Annotated in this window: 23 protein-coding genes and 2 pseudogenes; 24 read left to right on the forward strand and 1 reads right to left on the reverse strand. The window is 36.1% G+C overall.

The annotated features are described in order from the left end of the window. Positions 1-202: 202 nt before the first annotated feature. Positions 203-1,186, reverse strand: a complete 984-nt coding sequence (locus tag ACZ9EE_RS01285) for a tagatose 1,6-diphosphate aldolase (protein WP_476024868.1) — start codon at positions 1,184-1,186, stop codon at positions 203-205. A gap of 434 nt (positions 1,187-1,620) precedes the next feature. On the opposite strand from ACZ9EE_RS01285, the gene ACZ9EE_RS01290 reads away from it, so the two are divergent. The 24 genes and pseudogenes from ACZ9EE_RS01290 (at position 1,621) to ACZ9EE_RS01405 (ending at position 23,825) form a co-directional block, all read left to right on the forward strand. After that, the gene (locus ACZ9EE_RS01290; protein ID WP_476024869.1) at positions 1,621-2,403 is read left to right on the forward strand and encodes a DeoR/GlpR family DNA-binding transcription regulator; all 783 of its coding nucleotides are present in this window, start codon (positions 1,621-1,623) and stop codon (positions 2,401-2,403) included. A 91-nt stretch (positions 2,404-2,494) separates the two neighbouring features. Further along, positions 2,495-2,725: pseudogene (locus ACZ9EE_RS01295) on the forward strand (transposase); the annotation flags it as partial. Positions 2,726-3,209: 484 nt separating this feature from the next. Beyond that, a complete protein-coding gene (gene gatB, locus ACZ9EE_RS01300) occupies positions 3,210-3,491 on the forward strand; it encodes a PTS galactitol transporter subunit IIB (RefSeq protein ID WP_476024870.1) in 282 nt (93 codons plus the stop codon). 33 nt (positions 3,492-3,524) lie between these two features. Continuing rightward, a complete protein-coding gene (locus tag ACZ9EE_RS01305; protein ID WP_476024871.1) occupies positions 3,525-4,892 on the forward strand; it encodes a PTS galactitol transporter subunit IIC in 1,368 nt (455 codons plus the stop codon). A 615-nt stretch (positions 4,893-5,507) separates the two neighbouring features. Beyond that, a complete protein-coding gene (locus tag ACZ9EE_RS01310) occupies positions 5,508-7,565 on the forward strand; it encodes a BglG family transcription antiterminator (protein ID WP_476024872.1) in 2,058 nt (685 codons plus the stop codon). Positions 7,566-7,600: 35 nt separating this feature from the next. Beyond that, entirely contained in the window at positions 7,601-8,074 is a 474-nt protein-coding gene (locus tag ACZ9EE_RS01315; RefSeq protein ID WP_476024873.1) for a PTS sugar transporter subunit IIA, read from the forward strand. A gap of 23 nt (positions 8,075-8,097) precedes the next feature. After that, positions 8,098-8,376: a PTS galactitol transporter subunit IIB gene (gatB, locus tag ACZ9EE_RS01320; RefSeq protein ID WP_476024874.1), complete on the forward strand. Its 279-nt coding sequence runs from the start codon at positions 8,098-8,100 to the stop codon at positions 8,374-8,376. A gap of 84 nt (positions 8,377-8,460) precedes the next feature. Next, on the forward strand, positions 8,461-8,742 hold the full coding sequence (gene gatB / locus ACZ9EE_RS01325; RefSeq protein WP_476024875.1) for a PTS galactitol transporter subunit IIB: 282 nt from the start codon (positions 8,461-8,463) through the stop codon (positions 8,740-8,742). Positions 8,743-8,780: 38 nt separating this feature from the next. Beyond that, a complete protein-coding gene (locus tag ACZ9EE_RS01330) occupies positions 8,781-10,151 on the forward strand; it encodes a PTS galactitol transporter subunit IIC (protein WP_476024876.1) in 1,371 nt (456 codons plus the stop codon). Between the two features lie 61 nt (positions 10,152-10,212). Beyond that, on the forward strand, positions 10,213-11,256 hold the full coding sequence (locus ACZ9EE_RS01335) for a galactitol-1-phosphate 5-dehydrogenase (protein WP_476024877.1): 1,044 nt from the start codon (positions 10,213-10,215) through the stop codon (positions 11,254-11,256). A 100-nt stretch (positions 11,257-11,356) separates the two neighbouring features. After that, positions 11,357-12,232, forward strand: coding sequence for a tagatose bisphosphate family class II aldolase (locus ACZ9EE_RS01340; RefSeq protein ID WP_476024878.1), 876 nt, complete (start codon positions 11,357-11,359; stop codon positions 12,230-12,232). Next, positions 12,232-13,161 (forward strand): 1-phosphofructokinase, encoded by a 930-nt coding sequence (pfkB, locus tag ACZ9EE_RS01345; protein WP_476024879.1) that lies wholly within the window; start codon positions 12,232-12,234, stop codon positions 13,159-13,161. Before ACZ9EE_RS01340 ends, pfkB begins: the two co-directional genes overlap by 1 nt. Positions 13,162-13,283: 122 nt before the next feature. After that, positions 13,284-13,547: a phosphocarrier protein HPr gene (locus ACZ9EE_RS01350; protein ID WP_476025049.1), complete on the forward strand. Its 264-nt coding sequence runs from the start codon at positions 13,284-13,286 to the stop codon at positions 13,545-13,547. A gap of 139 nt (positions 13,548-13,686) precedes the next feature. Continuing rightward, positions 13,687-14,655, forward strand: coding sequence for a class II fructose-bisphosphatase (gene glpX / locus ACZ9EE_RS01355; RefSeq protein ID WP_476024880.1), 969 nt, complete (start codon positions 13,687-13,689; stop codon positions 14,653-14,655). Positions 14,656-14,753: 98 nt separating this feature from the next. Continuing rightward, positions 14,754-15,743: a sugar ABC transporter substrate-binding protein gene (locus tag ACZ9EE_RS01360; protein ID WP_476024881.1), complete on the forward strand. Its 990-nt coding sequence runs from the start codon at positions 14,754-14,756 to the stop codon at positions 15,741-15,743. Positions 15,744-15,886: 143 nt separating this feature from the next. Further along, entirely contained in the window at positions 15,887-17,338 is a 1,452-nt protein-coding gene (locus ACZ9EE_RS01365) for an NADP-dependent glyceraldehyde-3-phosphate dehydrogenase (RefSeq protein WP_476025050.1), read from the forward strand. 299 nt (positions 17,339-17,637) lie between these two features. Then, a complete protein-coding gene (locus tag ACZ9EE_RS01370) occupies positions 17,638-18,588 on the forward strand; it encodes a substrate-binding domain-containing protein (protein ID WP_476024882.1) in 951 nt (316 codons plus the stop codon). A 60-nt stretch (positions 18,589-18,648) separates the two neighbouring features. Then, positions 18,649-20,154 (forward strand): sugar ABC transporter ATP-binding protein, encoded by a 1,506-nt coding sequence (locus tag ACZ9EE_RS01375; RefSeq protein WP_476024883.1) that lies wholly within the window; start codon positions 18,649-18,651, stop codon positions 20,152-20,154. Positions 20,155-20,241: 87 nt separating this feature from the next. Further along, complete coding sequence (locus tag ACZ9EE_RS01380; protein WP_476024884.1) at positions 20,242-20,937, forward strand: ABC transporter permease; 696 nt, start codon at positions 20,242-20,244, stop codon at positions 20,935-20,937. A gap of 20 nt (positions 20,938-20,957) precedes the next feature. After that, positions 20,958-21,206 (forward strand): annotated as a pseudogene (locus ACZ9EE_RS01385) (ABC transporter permease); the annotation flags it as partial. A gap of 11 nt (positions 21,207-21,217) precedes the next feature. Then, a complete protein-coding gene (locus tag ACZ9EE_RS01390) occupies positions 21,218-22,177 on the forward strand; it encodes a sugar kinase (RefSeq protein ID WP_476024885.1) in 960 nt (319 codons plus the stop codon). A gap of 245 nt (positions 22,178-22,422) precedes the next feature. After that, positions 22,423-22,551: a hypothetical protein gene (locus tag ACZ9EE_RS01395; protein WP_476024886.1), complete on the forward strand. Its 129-nt coding sequence runs from the start codon at positions 22,423-22,425 to the stop codon at positions 22,549-22,551. Then, complete coding sequence (locus ACZ9EE_RS01400; RefSeq protein WP_476024887.1) at positions 22,535-23,323, forward strand: tagatose 1,6-diphosphate aldolase; 789 nt, start codon at positions 22,535-22,537, stop codon at positions 23,321-23,323. The genes ACZ9EE_RS01395 and ACZ9EE_RS01400 overlap by 17 nt, the downstream gene beginning before the upstream one ends. A gap of 382 nt (positions 23,324-23,705) precedes the next feature. Continuing rightward, positions 23,706-23,825, forward strand: coding sequence for an amidase family protein (locus ACZ9EE_RS01405; RefSeq protein WP_476024888.1), 120 nt, complete (start codon positions 23,706-23,708; stop codon positions 23,823-23,825). The last annotated feature ends 3 nt before the right edge of the window (positions 23,826-23,828 follow it).

Consider the following 23,828-nt stretch of genomic DNA (forward strand, 5'->3'; position numbering starts at 1 on the left):
AAAGACTTTAAATATAACATTGAATTAATACATTACACGGAAATAATTGAAATACAACCATTAATGAATTATTCTATCGAGAACAAGCTATCGTGGACAAAAAGAGAAACAACCCAGGGTTACCTAAAAAGGTTAGTCTTATCGAAAATAGTAAAAAAACCCTTGGCGTGAGGCCAAGGGTTTTTTAGGGATATCTCAAAAACTAGTTGAATTGGTTCCAAGGAGTAGCAGTTTCTTCAACAGCTTTTTTAACTTTATTTAAATTCTCAATTCCCTTTGTTTCTAACCATTGATAAAACTTTTCGTTTCCTTCTTTTGCAAATGTTTGAATTCCATCTTTCCATGTGGCTCTTCCGCAAAGTACACCACAAAACTTTGATTCTGCATTTTTAGCAAAATGCAATGTATCGATAAATTGTTCATTTGTTACGCCACCGCTTAAGTAGATAAATGGAACACCACTTTTATCCGAACAGCTCTTGTAATAACTTGCTGCTTGTTCAGAACTGAAAATAGGATTGTAATTGTCATATTGGTCGTAGCCATTAATATTGAAGATGGAAACAGGTACTTCCACTTTCAACAAATCCACGCCATATTCTTCTTTTGAAAATTCGTCCATGAAAAATTCAATGATTTCTGGTTTTCTTTCAAGGAAGTCTTTTTTAGAAGCTTCGGTTGCATCGTAAGAAACTGGCTCTAAGATAAACAAAAGGTCGTTTTGTTTACACTCATCACCTACACGTTTAATAAATGCCTTTTTGATTTGATTAAATTTATCTTCTTCTTTGATATCATAATAGACCAATAGTTTAAGAGCATGTGCCCCTTCATTTACCAAATCTTGAACCGCATAGAAGTCAACCAGATTCGGCAATCTCCCTTTTTCACTCGCATCATAGCCTGTCTTTTCATACGCCATAATTAAACCAATATCTTCATTTAATTTTTTAGCAGCATCCCATCCATATTCCGGATCCAGAAGAAAAGAGGAAGATTTGTTGCCCAACACTTCACTGATTCCTACTTTAAATTGGCTCAAACCTTCTTCATATGAAAGACGGTCATTAAAGGATTGTATTATTTTTCCTAAAGATCCTCTTTGATCCATCGCTGTAGCTAAAATTACTTTATTTTCATCGGAAATCAATTCTAAGCCTCTTTGTTTACCTGCAGTTAACTTCATTATTTTATCCCCCTACTTTTGTGATTGAGATTTATTAATTTCCACATTTCATAATTCAATGTGTGAATGCCGATACATACAGTTTGATAATAAATAAGTACTTGCTTAAATAAGAGATTCTTCAATTGAATGCAGTAATTCTTAGTAATGTTAATTGATAAACATTGAATCATTTTCCTCCAACATGAATCTTGTTTCATCACTCCTGGATTGTTACATAAGTAACAAAGTATTATTGGGATATTAATTAAAAGGAAAAACGTTAATCCTTGCATTTCAATAACATCATAAGACTAAATGACAAAAAAAGCAAAATATTTTTTTTGCATTTACAAAAAATGCAACATGATATGTTGTAATATTTTGCTTTATTGTTTATAGTATGGTTAAACTGTAAGGAGTAAGCAATTTCGACAAAAATAGGTGGTGGCAGGATGCTTCCTCAAGAGAGACAAACTGAGATCATTAAATTACTACAAGAATATCGTTCTGTAAAAATCTCGGATTTATGTAAACGGTTAGATGTTACACGCGAGACAATTAGAAGAGATTTATACGAAATGGAAGAACGCGGACTAATCAAAAAGGTACATGGTGGAGCCATTTTAAATAAGGCTAGTTTTGAAACAAAATATGCGAGTCGAAAATCTACAAACCATGAAGAAAAATTAAGTATAGCAAAAAAAGCTGTAGAGTTCGTATCAGATGGAGACACAATTTATATTGACTATGGAACTACGGCTTTATTTTTCACGAGAGAACTCATGAATAAGAAGGATTTAACTATAATCACCAATTCTTTGCCTATCGCCAGCGAATTGACCGAGTATACGGATTTTAACATAGTGATCATCGGAGGTAATATTCGAAAAAATGAAAATTCCCTATTTGGACCTGTCGCTTATCGTGCGATTGAAAACCTATATGCAGACACTGGTTTTTTTGGAATTGGTGGGATTGATGCAGATGCAGGCTATACCAATTTCCATATGGGAGAATCTGAAGTTTCCAGATTAATGGTCAAACATAGTCAAAGACGCGTAATGATGGCGGATTATTCTAAATTCAATACAGTCGCTTCAAATAAAGTGGCTTCTTTAGACGATATCCATATTCTAATTACCGATGAAAATGTAAATAAAGAAACATTGCAGGCTTTAAAAAATAAAAATACCAATGTGATAATTGCTCAAGTAGAAAGTAGTGATTATGATTAATAATTTGTTCATAAATACTTGGGTACTTAATGTGAAGATAGGGTGCTATCCGTTCAACCACTTCTTATAAAATAGATTAAAACAAGGACATTATTTAGAAGAAGCCGATCATCCTCGTCATACACAAGAGAATAAAAGCATTTACGCTAGACGTAAAGAAACGGTAGAACGTGTCTTTGTGGATGCTAAGGAAAAGCATGGTATGCGTTGGACAACCCTAAGGGGTTTAAAAAAATTGTCCATGCAAGCGATGCTTACTTTTGCTTCCATGAATTTGAAAAAGATGGCAAGCTGGACATGGAAAAGTCCAGAATTGGCGTAATACTAAGCATAGGATAGGTCTAAAATTTGCTCTTACGAGCAAAAATCCAATAAAAAGGCATCCGAATGTGCTCATTCGAATGCCTTTTGTCTACAATGTGAAACAAGGACATAAAGTCCTTGTTTTTTATTGAAAACCAATTCCACACAATCGTGTTGCAATAAAGAGTTAAAAAGAAGAACGGCTTAACAAAAATATAAGGTTAATGGGTAAAAACTACATCCTTTATAGGATTACATCGATTTGTAAAATTATCCTATTAAATAACTTCAATCAAATTGTTATATTAAATTATTGTCCATCACTGTGATGTACATTTTTTTGACTACAAAATGGGATGTAAACGCATTCAATTAGAGAGTTGCACATGTTACTATGAAGTTGTAGTTAAGAGAAAGGAGTTAAAACCTAGTAAGAAAGTAACACCCCTATTGATATACAATAGGTTGAATTTATTCATTTCATTATTCGGAGGTAGATTTTCATGACAAAAAAAAGAATTATTGTAGCTTGCGGCGGAGCCGTTGCAACATCCACAGTTGCTGCCAATTGTATTGTTGAATTATGTAAGGAACAAGGAATTCCCGTAGATATTGTACAATGTCGAGTTTCTGAAATTGGAGCCAACTGTGAGAATGTGGATCTAATTGTAACGACAGCTCGTGTTAAAAAAGACTACGGTGTTCCGTTGGAAAATGGCATGGCATTTGTTTCCGGTGTAGGAATCGAAGCAGCAGAAGAACGGATTTTAAGTCATTTAAAGTAATAAATATGAATCTTATTGAAAAGGAGAATGAGCATGGGTTTTATGAAGTACATTTTAGACTTAGGTCCTGCCGTTATGCTTCCAATAGTTATTTTTATTCTAGCCATCTGTTTAAAGGAGAAGCCTGGTAAGGCCCTGCGTTCAGGAATAATGATTGGAATAGGTTTTATTGGAATAGGCTTAGTTGTTGGACTTATGCTGGACAACTTAGGTCCCGCAGCTAAGGAAATGGCCGAACGCTTTGGTGTGCATTTATCTGCTGTAGATATTGGATGGCCTGGTGCGTCTCCGATGGCTTGGGCTTCACAGATTGGAGGCGTTGCAATTCCAATTGCAATCGCTGTGAATGTCTTGATGCTGGCGTTGGGTTTAACACGAGTTGTAAACGTAGACATTTGGAATGTGTGGCACATGGCATTTACTGGGGCGATGGTACAGGTTGCTACAGGAAGCTTCGTGTGGGGGATGGTTGGAGTAGCAGTTCATGCGGCGTTTGTATACAAACTGGGGGACTGGTTAGGACCAGTTACAAAGAAGTATTTTGAATTAGATGGTATAGCTATTCCGCATGGCTCTTCTGCTTACTTAGCTCCTTTCGCTATTCCGTTTGAATGGTTGTTTAATAAAATTCCAGGAGTAAGGAATATAAATCTTAATGCGGAAAAAATCGAGTCACGATTAGGAGTTATTGGAGAGCCAATGATTGTTGGCGCAATACTAGGGATGGCAATAGGTTTCTTAGCAGGATATGATGTGAAAATAGCTTTACAATTAGGGATGAAAATGGCAGCAGTTATGGTTTTAATGCCAAAAATGGTGAAGTGTATTATGGAAGGCTTACTTCCAGTCGCGGCTGCTGCAAGAAAGCTATTAGAAAAGAAGTTTAAAGGAAAAGAGTTCTTAATTGGATTAGATCCGGCATTATTATTAGGCGATTCACAGGTAGTAGCAGCAAGTTTGATTTTTGTTCCATTAACAATTGTGCTAGCCATGGTGGTACCAGGAAATAAAGTTTTACCATTTGGGGATTTAGCTACTATTGGATTCTTTGTCGCAATGGCAACAGGAATTCACGGTGGAAACCTATTCCGTACTCTCATATCTGGTTCCTTCCTTATGGGGATAACATTATGGATTTCTACTCAAATGATTGGATGGCATACCCAATTGGCAGAGCAAACGCACGCCTTATCCAAAGGAGTTACTCAAGTAGCCTCTCTTGACCAAGGTGGCTCACCAATAACATATCTCTTAGCTCAGTTATTAACTGGTAAAAATATAGTAGGATTACTAGTATTGGGTGTTGTATACGTCTTATGCGTGATCTTTACCTATATCTATTATAAGCAACAAACAAAGATCAATTTAAAGTCCGTAGATAATGAACAAAAAGTAATGTAAAAAAAGAGTTATGCTGTTCATTTCACTGAGCTTCACGAGTCAAGTATACTGCGGAAAATTACAAAACGACACAAAGCGGCGTTATCCCTGTATTCTAAGGGGATAACGCCGCTTTGTCTTTTTTTCAATTTTGAATAAACATAAAACTGTATGTAATTTTCAATGTCTTTCTTCAATTGGATCCCCATGTGCTGTGGAAATGGGAGTGCATCCGGATTTTGGTATCTAATGTTAAATTCAAGAATTTAAACACCAATGCAATAAATTAAAAGACAACTAGGATTGTAGTGAATATCAGTGAAAAACAAGAGGAGGAAATGTATATGTTTTAAAAGCGGGTGGGACTTTAATAAATAAGAATTTGTAAAGTGAGCAAGTCTTACACCACTACTTTTTTTAACTAATTTATGGTGAAAATAAAAGAAGAACGATAATACCCCTAAAAAATCTTCATACCACACCCCTTTATTATATATTTTTGTTCATCACATTGATGTACAAACACCATTGTTTATCACATTGATGTACATTTGTTGTGCTTATAAATGGGATGAAACCGTGTGCATTTTTATTTTTAAACATGATACTATGAAATTACAGAAAGGAGGGGAGAAAGTGCAACTAGACGAGAGAAGTAATTCTTTATTAGAAGAAGTGATTACGAATCCAGGAATCAAGAATAAAGACTTGGAAGAAAAATACGGTTTAAGTCGGAGACAAATAGGCTATAGTTTTGACAAAATCAATGACTGGTTAGAAACGAATAACCTTCCAAAAATCGAACGGACTAAACAAGGTCTGTTCATACTAAATCCAATTCTTTTTACTTCAATATTTGATGTAAAAGAGAGAGTTTCAGTAAATAAATATCTCCCTTCTGAAAATGAAAGAGCAGAGCTTATTATTTTATTATTGCTTAGTCGATATGAGGAACTATCATTATTTCATTTTACATCAGCCTTGGACGTAAGTAAGAATACCATCTTAAGTGATTTGAAAACAGCACAGGGCATTTTAGACCCTTATAAACTTAAAATTAATTATTCAAGGCAAAATGGATATTCAATCGAGGGAAATGAATTTAAAAAACGAAAGCTACTAATAAATATGGTTCATAAAATTCTCGAAATGTATAATGGTGACTTTTGGATTCGACAATTAACTAAGGTTAATGAGGAAGAGATCCAACATTTACATCAACGTATTGAAAAGGTTGAAAGTAAGCTTAATTTGAAATTTACAGATGAAAAAATTGATTCGATGCCCTATATTCTTTCACTTGTGTTACGAAGAATCAAGCAAGGGAAGATTATTAATTCTTTCAACATTCATTATGATGAGCTCTCAGATACAAAAGAGTACAAAGCGGCGGAGGAACTATTATCTAGTTGGGAATTTATCCCAATGGAAGAACGATTATTTATAACTTTGCAACTTTTGACTACGAATGTATCCTCTTCGGAGTTATTGACCGAAGAAACAATCCCGGACTTGATTCAAGCTTTGGACAAGATGCTAACGTTATTTGAAAAGTTATCATGTATTGTTTTGCAGGATAAAGAACAATTATTGCATAAAATTTTACTTCATCTAAAGCCAGCATATTATCGTATAAAGTATAAATTAACAATATCCAATTCATTACAGGAGACAGTTAGTAACGAATTCAAAGAATTACACCATCTTGTTAAAAAGTCGATTGAACCTTTATCCGATCTTATTGGAAGTGATATTCCTGAGAGCGAAAGCACTTATTTTACAATGTTAATTGGCGGATGGTTAACAAGACAAGGAGACAGTATTCAACATAAGACCAAAGCTTTAGTTGTTTGTCCTAAGGGAGTATCCGTTTCCAGATTAATGCAAAGTATTTTAAAAGAATTGTTCCCAGAGTTTATCTTTCTAGATGCATTATCTGTAAGAGAATTCCAGCAATATACACTTGATTACGATGTTGTTTTTTCACCCGTATTTCTACAGACAAAGAAAAAATTATTTATTGTGAAGCCTTTTCTTCAGACTGAAGAAAAAAATCGCTTGAGAAAACAAGTCTTGCAAGATTTACATGGGTTTATACCATCAAAAATAGATGTCGATCAAATAGTAAAAATCATTGAAAAAAATGCTGTTGTTCAAAATAAGCAAGCATTAACAAAAGATTTATTACAGTACTTTATTGGTAATGAATCTTCAACTTTTACATCACAATCCGAACAAGGCAAGCCAAATTTATGCGAGTTAATCACCCCTGAGACAATTAGACTAGACACATCAGTTTCATCGTGGGAGGAAGCTATACGAATAGGGGCTCAACCTTTAATTGAAAATGAAAGGATAAATCCTTCATACGTAGAGGCAATGATTCGAAATTACGATATAAGTGATCCCTATATTATTATCGGTCCTAATCTGGCTATCCCACACGCAAGTCCAGAAGATGGGGTAAATGAAGTCGCAATGAGCTTACTTCGTTTAGAAAAGGGCGTTGAGTTTGCAAAAGATCATCCAATAAATATTGTCATCATAATTGCAGCTAGGGATAGGCAACAACATTTACGATCATTAATGCAGTTGACCAGGCTTGCAGGAAGTAAAGAAGATATCGACTCAATTATAGTAGCACAATCAGCTGAAGAAATTTATGAAACTATTAAAAAGTTTTCAATAGAATAAAAAATAATAAATGGGGATTAGGAAGGAGAAACATTATGAACACAACATCGGAAAAAGGTTTAGTTATTGATCGAGATTTGATTTTATTAGGAGTTCCTTACCTTAAAAGGGAAGAACTTTTGTCAAACTTAGGGCAAATATTACAGGACAAAGGTTATGTAAAGGAAGGATACACTGAAGCTTTGCTTCAACGTGAGGTTGATTATCCTACAGGAATAAATACAGGATCTATTGGTGTAGCAATTCCTCATACAGATGCTATTCACGTTAATAAAACGACCATTGCAGTTGCTGTTTTAGATCACAGTATAGAGTTCGAGGAAATGGGTGGCCTAGATGGAACAGTGGATGTAGAAATTGTTTTGGCTTTAGTGGTAAATGACCCGAAGGTACACATATCTTTTCTACAAAAATTAATGGGAATGTTTCAAGAAAAAGAAACGTTGCTCCGTATTAAGAAAGCAAATGATCCTTCCGAGATAGAAGAAATTTTATCAAAACTTATTTAATCATAAATGGAGGTAAACATAAAATGACAAAAAGAATTATTGTAGCCTGCGGTGGAGCAGTAGCTACTTCCACAGTAGCAGCAACTCGTATTGTAGAACTATGTAAGGAACAAGGGATTCCCGTTGAAATAGTACAGTGCCGTGTATCTGAAATTGCATCAAATTGTGACAATGTTGATTTAATTGTGACAACTGCTCGTGTTACAAAAGACTTTGGTGTTCCTTTAGAAAATGGGATGGCATTCGTTTCTGGTGTAGGAATTGAAGCAGCAGAAGAACGTATCTTAAGGCATTTAAAGTAATAAGTAATAAATTTGTTTTACAAAGAAAAAATGGAAAAAAGACACTTGTTAAAATCAATTTAACATAGGTGGAGGCAGACAATTATGGCAAAGAAAAGAATTATTGTAGCTTGCGGTGGAGCAGTAGCAACTTCTACAGTGGCAGCAAATCGTATTGTAGAACTATGTAAGGAACAGGGGATTCCCGTTGAAATAGTACAGTGCCGTGTATCTGAAATTGCATCAAATTCTGATAATGTTGATTTAATTGTAACAACTGCTCGTGTTACAAAAGACTTTGGTGTTCCTTTAGAAAATGGGATGGCCTTCGTTTCTGGTGTAGGAATTGAAGCAGCAGAAGAACGTATTTTAAGCCACTTAAGGTAAGACTAAATTTAGAATAGAAAGACCAAAGGAGAATGGACATGAATATTATGAAATACATCTTAGACCTAGGTCCATCAGTCATGCTTCCAATCGTAATTTTTATACTGGCTGTTTCCTTGAAGGAAAAGCCTGGTAAAGCCCTAAGATCTGGAATTATGATTGGAATTGGTTTTATTGGAATCAATCTAGTTGTTGGTCTGATGTTGGACAACTTAGGTCCCGCTGCTAAAGACATGGCAGAGCGCTTTGGTGTACATTTATCAGCAGTGGACGTAGGGTGGCCGGGAGCAGCACCAATGGGATGGGCTTCTTCAGTAGGTGGTGTTGCGATTCCAATCGCAATCGCTGTTAATGTATTAATGTTAGTAATGGGGTTAACTCGAGTTGTAAACGTTGATATTTGGAATGTATGGCATATGGCCTTTACAGGGGCAATAGTACAGATCGCAACAGGGAGCTTCATATGGGGTGTAGTTGCAGTGGCTGTACATGCTGCATTTGCTTACAAACTAGGTGACTGGTTCGAGCCGGTAACAAAAAGATATTTTGAATTAGAAGGTATTGCTATTCCTCATGGATCAGCTGCTTACGTGGCACCATTAGCGATACCGTTAGAATGGTTGTATAATCGCATTCCAGGGGTTAAAAACATTAATATAAATGCTGAAAAAATTGAGTCTCGATTAGGAGTAATTGGAGAGCCAATGATAATGGGGGCAATTCTTGGCATGGCCATAGGGTTCCTTGCAGGTTATGACACCCAATTAGCTCTGCAATTAGGGATGAAAATGGCAGCTGTAATGGTATTAATGCCTAAAATGGTGAAATGTATTATGGAAGGGCTACTTCCGGTTGCAGCTGCAGCAAGAAAAATGTTAGAGAAAAAGTTTAAAGGAAAAGAGTTTTTAATCGGTTTGGATCCAGCATTATTATTAGGCGATCCACAGGTTATGGCAGTAAGTTTAATCTTTGTTCCATTGACAATAGTAGTAGCCATGATAGTACCAGGAAACAAAGTTTTACCCTTTGGAGATTTAGCAACTATTGGATTCTTTATTGCAATGGCTACAGGTATTCATAAGGGTAACCTTTTCCGTACTCTTATCTCAGGTTCTTTCATTATGGGAATTACGCTATGGATTTCTACACAGATGATCAGCTTGCATACTCAATTAGCTGAGCAAGCAAATGCACTATCCAATGGAGTGACACAAGTATCTTCACTAGACCAGGGCGGATCGCCAATTACATTCATTTTAACTCAGTTGTTCACTGGAAAATTGGGACTGGGATTACTGGTTATTGGCGGATTGTATATTATATGTGTGTTATTCACTATCATTTCTTATAAGAACCAGATGAAAAAGGAAGCTCTAGAAATGCTTGATGAGCAAAGACAAATATCCTAAGGATTACAGATTACACTAGATTTAATACAAATCTGAAAACCAATAGATGGGGCGATGAAATATGAACAAAATGAAGGCTCTTGTAGTACACGGAAAAGAAGATGTTCGAATAGAAAATATCGAAATTGCCAATTGTTCAGAAAATGAAGTATTAGTGAAGGTAAAAGCATGTGGGATTTGTGGGTCAGACTTACCACGCGCATTGGACGGTAAGGTACACAACTATCCACAAATTCTAGGACATGAATTCGCTGGTGTTATAGAAGAAGTTGGAAGTTCTGTAAAACAATTCAAAAAAGGCGATCGTGTTGCGGTCGCACCTTTATTACCTTGCGGTCATTGTGATTACTGTAAAACGGGAAATCCAGCAATGTGTGAAGAATATGGTTTCTTAGGTTCTCGACAACCGGGAGCTATGGCAGAGTATGTAGTAGTAAAAGAAGAAAACTTAATTAAAATACCAGATGAAATCGACTTTAAATCCGCAGCACTAATCGAACCTATTACTGTAGCTATCCATGGAATTGATCGAGTTTCTCTTAAAAGTGGTGCTTCTGCAGTAGTGTTCGGTGCTGGAACTATTGGGCTATTAACTTTACAATGCTTAAAAGCTCGGGGACTTGGAAAGATCTATGTAGTAGATATCATCGATGAAAAGCTTAACATTGCTAAGCAAATGGGTGCAGATGATATCATCAATGCTAAAAATGTGAACGTCCTTTCTTATTTACAAGAACATGGAAGCCCAGAATATGCATTTGAGACTGCAGGTACACCAATCACACAAATGCAGTCGATTGAAGCTGTGAAAAAGCTAGGAAAAGTAGTGTTTATTGGAACAGCTACGCGGGATTTTACTCTTCCTCCAAAAAGTTTTGAAAAAATATTACGTGGTGAACTTGAAGTAACAGGGTCATGGATGTCTTATTCAGCTCCATTTCCAGGTTACGAATGGCAAGCAGCATTGCAATACATTAAGGAAAAGAAAATTAATACGGAGCTGTTCATAACACATGTTTACCCTTTAGAAGAAGGAATCAATGCTTTCTATACTTTGCGAAATCCAGATGCAAATAGTATTAAAGTCATGTTTGAAATGGAATAGGATTGATTTCTTTAAATTATAGTATTTTGGAATATTTAATATGTAGGAAACTATTAACTTTAAAACCAACTATACCTACAAAAATAAGGGGTTTTACGAAATGATATCAACTAAAAAAAATAGCAAACTTGTAAATACGTATGAAATGTTCCAAGAGGCGCAGAAGGGGAAATATGCTATCCCAGCTTTTAACATCCATAATATGGAAACTTTGCAAGTCGTAGTGGAAACAGCTGCAGAATTAAAATCACCTGTTATTCTCGCAGGAACTCCAGGAACAATAGACTATTGTGGTCCGGAATTTTTTGTAGCCATGGCCGAAACTGCAGCATCTTTATATGATATTCCAATTGCAATTCACCTAGACCACTTTGAGAATCTAAATGATATTCAGCGCTGTGTTGAAGCAGGCTTTACTTCTTGTATGATTGATGCCTCACATGATCCATTTGAAGTGAATGTTCGCACTGTAATGGAAGTAGTTGAATATGCCAAGAGCAAGGGTGTAACAGTAGAAGCAGAACTAGGACGATTGGGTGGACAAGAAGATGACCTGATCGTTGATGAAAAAGATGCTAAATTTACGAACCCTGCTCAAGCAAATGAGTTCGTAAAACGTACAGGTATAAATTCACTTGCGGTCGCAATTGGAACTGCTCATGGATTATATAAAGGCGAACCTAAATTAGATTTCGAACGTCTTGCTGAAATTCAAGACCAAGTGGATGTACCTCTCGTTCTGCATGGCGCTTCAGATGTACCTGTAGAATCTGTACAAAGAGCTATAGATCTTGGTGTATGTAAAGTAAATGTTGCTACAGATCTTAAAATTCCATTTTCAAATGCTATTAAGGGCTATTTTAATGAAAACCCTGAAGCAAATGACCCTCGTAAATATATAACGCCTGCAAAAAAAGCGATGGCAAAAGTAGTAGCAGAAAAAATTAGAATGTGTAGAAGTGAAGGAAAAGCATAATGATCGGAACAATTACCTTAAATCCCTCTATGGATATACGTTATACAGTTGGGGAGTTTAACCTAGGAAGTGTCACACGGGTTAAGGAAGTGCAACGAACAGCAGGCGGGAAAGGCCTAAATGTCTCGAGGGTTGCAACACTAGTTGGAGACCAGGTACAGGCAACAGGATTTCTTGGAGGTTCTTCAGGAGATTTTATTAGAAATGAAATAAAGAAGATTGGTATCATTGATGCATTTGTACAGATACAGGGAGAAACTCGATCTTGTCTTAATATCTTAGGCTCAAATAGCCCAAGTACGGAACTTCTTGAGCCTGGCCCGTACATTGATTCTCTTTCTTTAGAGAAGTTTTATCAAAAGTTTGAAAAGATGTTATCAGAATGTACTGTTATTACTGCAAGTGGTTCCTTACCACAAGGGATTCCTCACACCTATTATAATCAATTAATTACAAAGGCTAATGAAAAAGGTGTGAAATTTTTACTAGATACAAGTGGTGAAAGTTTAAAAGCAGCTGTTAAAGCAAAGCCGTTTTTCATGAAGCCAAACCATGAAGAGTTAGAGATAATTATAGGTAATAAGGTAAGGTCAGAACAAGATATTCTTGAAGCACTCGATATGTTATTTGATAAGGGAATCCCATTTTGTGTTATATCAATGGGTAAAGAAGGATCTATGGCAATCGTGGAAGGCAAAAAGTACCGAGTTACGTTTCCTGCTGTAAAAGCGGTTAACACCGTAGGATCCGGTGATTCTTTCGTAGCAGGTGTGTCAGTTGCTATAAATAGAGGATTCAGCGTTGAAGAAACACTGGCATTTGCGTCTGCATGCGGTACGGCAAATGCACTCGAATCTTATACAGGATTTGTTCAACAGGGAAAAGTGGAAGAACTAAAAAAACAAGTGAAAGTAGAAAGAATCTATTAAGATAGTTTTCACAATTTAAAAAGCCAAGGACAATTGTTCCTTGGCTTTAAAAATAACTAGCTCATATATTAAAAAAACTGAAAATAAATAATTTTTAAAATATAGGGAGAAATCAAACAATGATTATAAGAAAAACATTCGTAGTTACCGAGGAATCAGGAATTCATGCACGTCCCGCGACAACTTTAGTACATGCTGCAAGTCAATTTAATAGTGACATTCGTTTAGAATACAACGAGAAAACAATAAATTTAAAATCAATCATGGGGGTTATGTCCCTAGGCATACCAGATGGTGCTGAAATCGTCATTACTTGTGAAGGCACTAGTGCTGAAGATGCAATTGTTACAATAGAACAGACAGGTTTAATAAAAGAAAAAATATAATGCTTGGTATTAACTTAACGCCATAATACTACAAAAGGATAACATTAATATCCTTTTTAAGAATACCTTAACACCTCACTTATCTTGTACGCTGATAAGGTAGTTATAATAATAAAAGTTGAAATGGACGTGTAAAGTGATGGAAAGAAGTTTGTCAATGGAGCTGGTCCGAGTTACAGAAGCTGCTGCTTTAGCATCCGCAAGATGGATGGGAAGAGGAAAAAAAGCTGAAGCCGATGAGGCAGCCACACAAAGTATGCGCGATGTGTTTGATACAATCCCTATGAAAGGAACTGTTGTAATAGGGGAAGGCGAGATGGATGAAGCACCCATGCTCTATATCGGAGAAAAATTAGGAACGGGATATGGTCCTCGGGTTGATGTAGCAGTTGATCCATTAGAAGGCACGAATATAGTAGCCGCAGGTACATGGAATGCACTTGCTGTTTTGGCTGTAGCAGATCATGGTCACCTTTTACATGCCCCTGATATGTATATGGAAAAAATCGCGGTTGGTCCAGAAGCTGTCGGAAAGATTGATATCAATGCCCCTGTTATTCAAAACCTAAAAGCTGTGGCTGAAGCAAAAAATAAAGAGATAGAAGATCTCGTTGTAGCAATTTTGAATCGTGAAAGACACGAGAAAATGATACAAGACATTCGTAACTCTGGCGCTAGAATTAAACTTATTGAAGACGGCGATGTAGCAGCAGCTATTAACACAGCATTCGAGAATACTGGGGTGGATATCATGCTTGGTTCGGGAGGAGCCCCAGAAGGAGTATTGGCAGCTGTTGCGTTAAAGTGTCTTGGTGGAGAGCTGCAAGGTAAGCTTTTACCTCAAAGTGAAGAAGAATTGATTCGTTGCAAAAAGATGGGGATAGAAGATGTGAACCGAGTCCTCATGATGGAAGACCTTGTAAAAGGGGAGGACGCGATTTTTGCGGCAACCGGAGTTACTGATGGGGAATTATTAAGAGGAGTTCAATATAAAGGCAACATCGGTACAACCCACTCAGTAGTAATGCGAGCTAAATCTGGTACAGTTCGTTTTATCGATGGAAAGCATAGTTTAAAGAAGAAGCCCGACTTAGTTATTAAATCATAATATTTATATTGGATTTTTCAAATTTTATACTGCCTAAAAAATAAATCTTGATCTTCCGTTTTTCTAACTAGACACACTATTTTTAGGGGGGAATAACCTTGAAAAAGGGATGGTTATTCCTATTGGTTTTTATTATTTTTCTGGTTGCATTCGTAGGATGTGTGACTACTTTTTCTAAAAAAGAGGATAAACCTAAGGTTGTAGTCGTGCTGAAACAATTGAATACAGATTATTGGAAAACCATAAAATATGGGGCGGAAAAAGCATTTTCTGATTTCCATGTAAAGGGTGAAGTGATAGCACCTGATTCGGAATATCCACCCTCAAAGCAGATTTATTTGTTAAAAAAGAGCTTAAAAGAACCTCCAGATGCGATAATAACTGCTCCTATTAACCTTTCTGCAAGCATACCTGTATTAATGAAATACAAGAACAAACATATTCCTGTGTTGTTTGTGGATACAAATGCTAAGTGGAAGGATCAAACTGCATATATCGGGACAAATGACTATGAATTAGGAAAAAAAGCCGGAGAATTATTAGGTTCCATGCTACAACCTGGAAATCAGGTGGCTATCATAAGAGGAATGACACAAAGTTCGGGTACAAGCGTTCGAATTGATGGAGCAAGAGCGGCGTTAGATGCTATCGGAATTGAAATTGTTACCGTACAAGACGGGTATGATGAATTAGGGCATGTGCAATCTACAATGAGAACTATTCTACATGATTATCCCAATATCAAAGGGGTATTGGCCACTGATGATGTTATGGCTTTAGATGCCTTAAATGTGTCAGAAAAAGAGGGGTACCATATTCCTATTGTTGGAACGGACGGTTTTTTAAAGATGATGAAAGCTGTGGAAGAGGGTAAACTGAGCGCTTCTGTTGCGCAAAATCCATTTGATATTGGATATATATGTGTTGAACAAGCGCTAAAAGCTATTAGAGGAGAGTACGTTGATCAAGAGTATAATACTGGGGTTAGTATTATACACCAAGAAAATTCCAAATCGAATATTAATTTTTTGACAGAAATATTAAGAAAAACCAAATCAGAGGATATTTTTCATCCTTTGATAGATTAGTAAGTAAAATCTTTTAATCTAAACCTGATTCTTACCACACATGTATTTATATTTTTATCAATAACTATCTTGTCAAATCTCTCTAAAAAAGTTGAGACGAATTTAAAATATTAATTTCAGGAGGAATACTTTTGATAACTGTATTGTCAACTTCAAAGGACGTAACAACTTACAAATTTTATATTAATGGAGAATGGAAAGAAAGTAACTCCGGACAAACCATTGACATCTCTTCACCTTATTCTGGTGATGTAATTGGAAAAGTACAAGCGATAACAAGGGAAGAGGTAGATGAAGCAATCTATTTCGCAAAAGAGGTACAAAAAAGTTGGAGAGAAACTTCTCTTCAAGAACGTGCTGAATGTTTACACAAATGGGCAGATGAATTAATCAACATGCAAGATGAGATCGCTGAAGTCATTATGCAAGAAGTAGGAAAGAGCTTGAAAGATGCAAGGAACGAAGTCATACGAACAGCTGACCTTATTCGATATACAGTTGGAGAAGCACTTCATATGCATGGAGAAAGTATGAAGGGAGACAGTTTTCCGGGCGGTTCTAAATCTAAAATCGCTATTGTCGAACGCGTTCCGTTAGGTGTTGTATTGGCCATTCCACCCTTTAACTATCCAGTGAACCTAGCGGCTTCAAAATTAGCTCCAGCTCTTATTTCAGGGAATGCTGTGATTTTTAAACCTGCAACACAAGGAGCTATTAGCGGAATCAAAATGATTCAGGCACTTCACAAAGCAGCATTTCCAAAAGGTCTCGTTAATGTTGTCACTGGTCGTGGTTCTGTAATTGGTGACTACCTAGTTGAACATAAAGGAATTAACATGATTTCCTTCACAGGTGGTACAAATACGGGTTTACGATTAGCTAAGAAGGCCGGGATGGTTCCACTTGTGCTCGAACTTGGAGGGAAAGATCCTGGGATCGTTCGTGAAGATGCTGATTTAGAAGCAGCAGCAAAACAAATTATTAGTGGAGCTTTCTCCTATTCCGGCCAACGCTGTACAGCAATTAAGCGTGTATTAGTCCATGAAAGCGTAGCTGATGAACTAGTAGAAAAATTAAAAGAAGAAATTGAAAAATTGACAGTAGGCTCTCCAGAAGAAGGAAGCTCAATTGTTCCTTTGATTAATACTAAATCCGCTGATTTCATTCAAATATTAATTGCTGATGCACTTGGTAAAGGTGCAACTGTTGTAACAGGAAACAAACGTAAAGATAATTTAATTTATCCTACTCTTTTAGATCATGTAACAAGAGATATGAAAGTAGCATGGGAAGAGCCATTTGGGCCAGTATTACCAGTGATTCGTGTTTCTTCTGATGATGAAGCCATAAAAATTACAAACGAGTCGGAATACGGTTTACAAGCCAGTGTCTTTACAAAAGACATTAATAAAGCCTTTTTTATTGCAAATCAATTAGAAACTGGTTCGATCCAAATTAATGGTCGTACTGAACGCGGCCCTGATCACTTTCCTTTTATTGGTGTCAAAGGATCGGGTATGGGAGTACAAGGAATTCGTAAGGGTATTGAATCAATGACACGTGAAAAAGTAACGATATTAAATACGAGTAATTAAGCGCAATTAAAACCAATTCGATTTATAGGTGACACTAATCAGCCAATGTATTTAATATGCTTTGGCTGATTGTTTATGTGAATTTCCATGCAAACGTTATCCAAACATTGAAAACATTTACACTTTTAGAAAACATTTTCATGAATATCCATGCAATAATCTAATTATCCGATCAACCTGAAAGCGATTACAACAAGGTGATATTGAAGGGTGGATGCAAATAAGTAGTATTTTTTCTGATACATATAAGAAAAGTATCAATTTCCACATTTAAGTCCAAAAAACTAGGGGGTAAGAAAATGAAAAAATTTGTGGCCTTATTATTAATTTTAACAATCATGGCGTTATCAGCTTGTAGTGAATCATCCAGTAGTGAATCCAAAAAAGATATCACGATTGGGGTATCGCTTTTGACCCAATCGCATCCATTTCAAGTAGCTATTAAGGAAGCAATTGAGAAAGAAGCTATAAATCAAAAAGTTAACGTTGATGTATCTATAGCGGATCAAGATTTAAATCGTCAAATTTCATCTATTGAAGATTTCATCAACAAGGGGGTAGACGCGATTATTGTTACACCTGTTGATTCGGATGGAATAAAGGGAGCCGTTATGAAAGCAAAAGATGCCAACATCCCAATTGTAACTGTTGATATAAAAGCGAATGGAGTGGAAGTGGATTCTCACATTGCTACTGATAACTATACAGGCGGTATGATTGCTGCTGAAGCAATGGCAAAATATATGGGGTGCAAAGGTGAAGTGGGCCTTACAACATATCCTGAGGTCCAGTCAGTTAGAGACCGTATTGACGGATTTAAAAAGAATGCAAAAAACCATCCAGATTTAAAAATTGTCTCTGAATTGCCAGGTCGAACCAGAGAAGAAGCAAAAAAGGCTTCTGAGGACATGCTCACAGCTTATCCTTCTTTAAAAGGAATTTTTGGTTTCGGTGATGACATGGCGATTGCTGCAACGGCTGCTATTGGAGAAAGGGGATCAAATGCAGTTGTAATTGGATTTGATGGTCTTGAAGAAGCAAGAAAGTCCGTCGACCAAGATAATGCATTCAAAGCGGTTGTTGTTCAATTCCCAGACAAAATGGGAACAGAAGCGGTGAAGAATGCTGTAAAACTAGCAAAAGGTGAAAAAGTTAAAAAGGAAGTACCTATTACACCAGGTCTCTATGTTAATGGCAAAGGGTTTGTAGACGTAAAAGTTGAAAATGGAAAAGTAACCATATCTGAATAATCCAATTGGAGGAAATGCTACGCGTAGGGCGTTTCCTTCTTTTTAAAAGGACGTGATATTTTGAGTACCATTCTTGAAATGAAGGACATTCGAAAAGAATTTCCTGGAGTGGTGGCACTAGACGGTGTTAATATCACCCTCCAAAAAGGAAAAGTGTTTGCACTATTAGGAGAAAATGGAGCAGGTAAATCCACGTTAATGAAAATATTATCCGGTAGTTATCAGCCAGATGGCGGGCACATTGAATTGTTTGGAAAGAGAGTTAGCATAAAGAACGTCGTTCATGCAATAGATCTTGGGATTAGTATTATTTATCAGGAACTCAGTTTAAGTACAAATATGACGGTGGCTGAAAACATCTTTGCTCTAAATGAACCAGTAAAATTCGGATTAATTGACGATCAGGAAATGAACCGCAAAACGAAAGAATTATTCGATGAACTTGGTATTTCAATAGCTCCTACAAAGCTTGTAAAAGATTTATCCATTTCGAACCAGCAGATTGTGGAAATTGCAAAAGCTATCTCTTCCAACCCCAAAATTGTCATTATGGATGAACCCACATCAGCCTTAAGCAGCAAAGAGACCGAGATACTTTTTTCTATAATTTCTAACCTTAAACAAAAAGGATGTTCTATTATTTATATCTCCCACCGTATAGAAGAAATATTTGAGATTACTGATGCAGTCAGTGTCCTAAGGGATGGAAAGTATATCGGAAACGTTGAGACCAAGGAAACCACATCAGATGAGTTGATACGAATGATGGTTGGAAGAAGTATGGAGGAAGTATATCCACATAAAGATTTCCCCTATGTTCGGAATGAACCTTTACTAGAATTAAAAGGATACCACCGAAAGGGATTTTTCCATAATATTTCTTTTTCTGTTCGTCCTGGTGAGATTTTAGGTCTATATGGTCTTATGGGCTCAGGAAGAACGGAGATTGCTCAAGGAATCTTTGGAATCTTAAAAAAAGAACGGGGAGATATGTTTATACACGGAAGTAAGGTGAAAGTGGACAATCCGTTTGCAGCTATTGATCATAAAATTGCGTTTGTCACAGAGGATAGAAAACATGAGGGTCTAGTATTGACTGCCAGTGTTTTCGAAAATATGACTCTAGCTAATTTAGATAAAGTGATAAATAAGTTTAAACTTGTACAACATGAAAAAGAAGTTCAGATTACAAAAAAACATATAGATAGCTTAAAAATTAAAACACCTAGTATTTATCAAACTGTAAATAAATTAAGCGGTGGGAACCAACAAAAAATTGTTCTCTCAAAGTGGTTTGAAATAGAACCAGAAATCTTGATTTTGGATGAACCAACACGAGGGATCGATGTTGGAGCCAAGTTTGAAATTTATAAAATGATGATTGAACTGGCGAAAAAAGGCGTAGCCATAATTGTGATTTCTTCAGAGCTTCCAGAAGTACTTAATATCTCTGACCGTCTTTTAGTCGTGAGAGATTTAGAAATAGCTGCGGAATTAAATCCGAATGAAACAACTCAGGAAGAAATCATGAACTATATTACAAAAAAATCAGAACCGATTGGATAATTTGTATTATTTACAGATAAAAAGATTGGAATGGGAAGGTGATAAATGATGAGTGGGAATGGGATTAAAACAATTCCGGAAAACAAAATGGGTAAAAATTATAGTGGAGTTTTCCCTAGTCTTAATAAAATTCAGGATAATAAAATTGCGAAAAGTTATGGTGGAGTTTTACTTGCATTAATTGCACTGATTATCTTTTTTTCAATCCAAAGTGCTCATTTTTTAAATATCAATAACATATTAACGATTTTCTCTCAAGTTTCCATTATAGCGATTATGGCTTTTGGTATGACTTTTGTATTAATGATTGGAGAAATCGATTTATCAGTGGGATCGATTGCCGCTCTTTGTGGCCTTGTTTTAGGACTCATGCTTTCGCTTGGGTTAAGTGGTCCTCTTTCTATTCTAGTGGTTATCTTAACTGGGGCATTGGCTGGATTTGCAAACGGTTTTGTAAGTGCCCGTTTCCGAATCCCAACATTTATTGTAACAATAGCGACAATGGGGATTTTCAGAGGCATTGGTTATGCGACTACAGACGCTAAACCTATCCAAATCGATGATTCATTTATTTTGTTTCTTGGAAATAAAAAATTGTTTGATGTCATTCCGGTGCCGGTTATAATAGTAGCCCTTTTATTAGTCATTTTCCATATCATACTTTCAAAAACGAAATTTGGTAGACGAGCAAAAATGGCTGGCGGAAATAGAACTGCAGCTGAATATGTTGGAATTAATACAAAATCATTACAGATTAAAATTTTCATAATCTCAGGTTACTAACTTCAAGGCTTTACTCCTCTCAACCGAACGCAGCTGGAGGGTATGAACTTGATGCGATTGCAGCAGCAGTCCTTGGAGGAACTAGTTTATCTGGTGGGTATGATACTGTTTTTGGAACATTTATTGGGGCGCTTATTATGGGTGTTATAAATAATGGCATGAATTTAATCGGCCTTCCATATTTTTATCAGCAAATTGTAAAGGGACTCATTATTATTGTAGCGGTCTATTTAGATGTAAGAAATAAACAACGTATTTTGGGCAAATAGGAGGGATTCTGTTGGCCGAGATTTTGACAATTGGTGAAATTCTAGTAGAAGTAATGGCAAAAGATGTGGGTCAACCTTTTGATAAAACGGGGGAATTTGTAGGTCCATTTGCCAGTGGAGCCCCTGCTATTTTCATCAACCAGGCTGCAAAAGCAGGAAGTGAAGTGGGGATTATTTCCACAATTGGGAACGACGCGTTTGGCCACCTAAACTTTGAGAAATTAAAATCTGATGGAGTAGATGTTGGATTCATAACTACAACGGATGAACTCACAACCGGGGTTGCATTTGTTACCTACCGACATGACGGGGATCGAGATTTTATTTATCATATCAAAAATTCGGCTTCTAGCTTAATAGGTCCAGAACAAATAAAAGAAGAGGATTTCCAAGATTGCAAGTATTTTCACATAATGGGGAGCTCTCTTTTTAATTCTAGCATCCGGTCTGCTGTACAAAAGGCAATTGAAATTTGTGGAAGGACAGGCACAAAAATTTCATTTGATCCAAATATCCGAAAAGAAATTTTAAAAGACTTAGAGATGAGACAGTTTCTTGAGTATGTACTTGACCATTGCGACCTTTTCCTCCCTGGAAGTGACGAACTTACACTTTTTACAGAGACAGAGAATGAAGAAAGTGCAGTGAAACAACTGTTTGAAAAAGGAATTGAGAATGTGATAGTGAAAAAAGGTAGTAAAGGTTGCAATGCATATGGACAGGAATTCTCTTTCTCAGTTTCCCCAATAGCTGTTGTTGAAGTAGATCCAACTGGAGCAGGAGACTGTTTTGGTGGGACATTGGTTTCATGCTTATGTCAGGGATTAAGCTTTCGGGAAGCGGTGATGTTTGCAAACGCTGCAGGGGCTATTGCTGTTACAAAAAAAGGACCCATGGAAGGAAACACAACTCTTGATCAATTAAAAGAATTTTTACAAAAGCGACAAGTTGTAATTAATGAGTTTATGTAAATAAAGAACTTAATCAAGATCAAGTGGTTATAGAAAATACCACTTGATTTTTCGTGTGAAAATCTTTTTTTAACATGTATATGTATATTTATATTCTTCCTTAAGAGCTATTGAAATCGTGGACCCAATGAAAAAAGATGTATCAAAAGAAACGAAAACCTTTACAAAAGTAGAAAACCCTTTCAACGTTATCTATGCAATAATCTAACTAGAGGAAACATCATGAGTAGAAAGAGGTTTTGTTTATGATTTATACATGTACATTAAATCCAGCGATAGATATATTTGTCGATGTTGATTCGCTTGATCCATTCATAGTGAATCGTACCAACGCTGAAGACTATCACTTTAGGAAAAATGATTCAATCCTTTAATGACCGTCTTTCATACGAAGAAGGTTTGAGCCAATTTAAAGTAGGAATCAGTGAAGTGTTGGGCAACAAATCTTCCTCTTTTCTTCTGGATCCGGAATATGGATGGGATGCTGCTAAAAAATTAAATGTAGATATTGGTTTAATTATGGCGTATGAAAAGACAGGCTATGATGCGAGTGAAAAAGGGAGATTGCCGAACCTGGTTGACTTCTATGCGGTTCAAGATTTGGTAAATGAAGGGGCACATGCTCTTAAACTATTAGTTTATTATGATATCAAAGAAGAAGAAGAATTTAATCAAATCAAAAAGGCATTTATTAAACGTGTAGGTGATGAGTGTAAACAAAACGACCTTTTGTTTATCTTAGAACCAGTTTCTTACGATGCAACCGAAGCTTCTAAAAAAGACTTCCTTGAAAGAAAACCAGAAATCATTGAATTTTTAATGGACGAATTTTCAAAAGAAGAATATGGCGTGGATCTGTTGAAAGTGGAAGTACCTGTTTCTATCTTCAATATTAATGGCTACGACCAATATGACAATTACAATCCTATTTTCAGTACTGAACAAGCAGCAAGTTATTTCAAGAGCTGTTCGGATAAAAGCCGTGTTCCATTTATCTACTTAAGCGGTGGCGTAACAAATGAACAGTTTATTGGTACATTACATTTTGCCAAAAATGCAGATTCAAAGTTTTGTGGTGTACTTTGCGGAAGAGCCACCTGGAAAGATGTGCAGAAGAAGGAAACGAGAAGTTTTATCAATGGTTAGAAACAAAGGGAATTGAGAATTTAAATAAAGTTAAAAAAGCCGTTGAAGAAACTGCTACTCCTTGGAACCAATTTAACTAGTTGTTTAATCTATTCTCAGCCTTGGCGTTTAATAAACATTAAGACGAATAGTGATTTACAGTAATTGAAAGTCTCGAAAAGCAGTTTTCGAGACTTTTTATTTTTATGTTAAAATTCCTTTTGATTACTGGTTTTAACTCAAAATGAATAGAGTCTAGGGCTTAGATTTTTTCTATTTATATTATACGCCAAAAATAATATTATCAACTCGTTTAAACTTTATTGGAGTCAATTACGGAAAGTTTACTTACATTCAAAAAGCGTTAAAAGTAGCAGTCAAGGATATTTTACAAACAAAGGGTGTGAAAACAACCGGCGGCTCGAAAATTTTTGATAACTGGATCCCTGTCGATGATGCCACAGCAGTTCAAAAGCTAAGAGAAGCCGGTGCGATTATCAAATGGAAAATCAAACTTGCATGAATT

Source organism: Bacillus sp. URHA0034 (assembly GCF_056280405.1).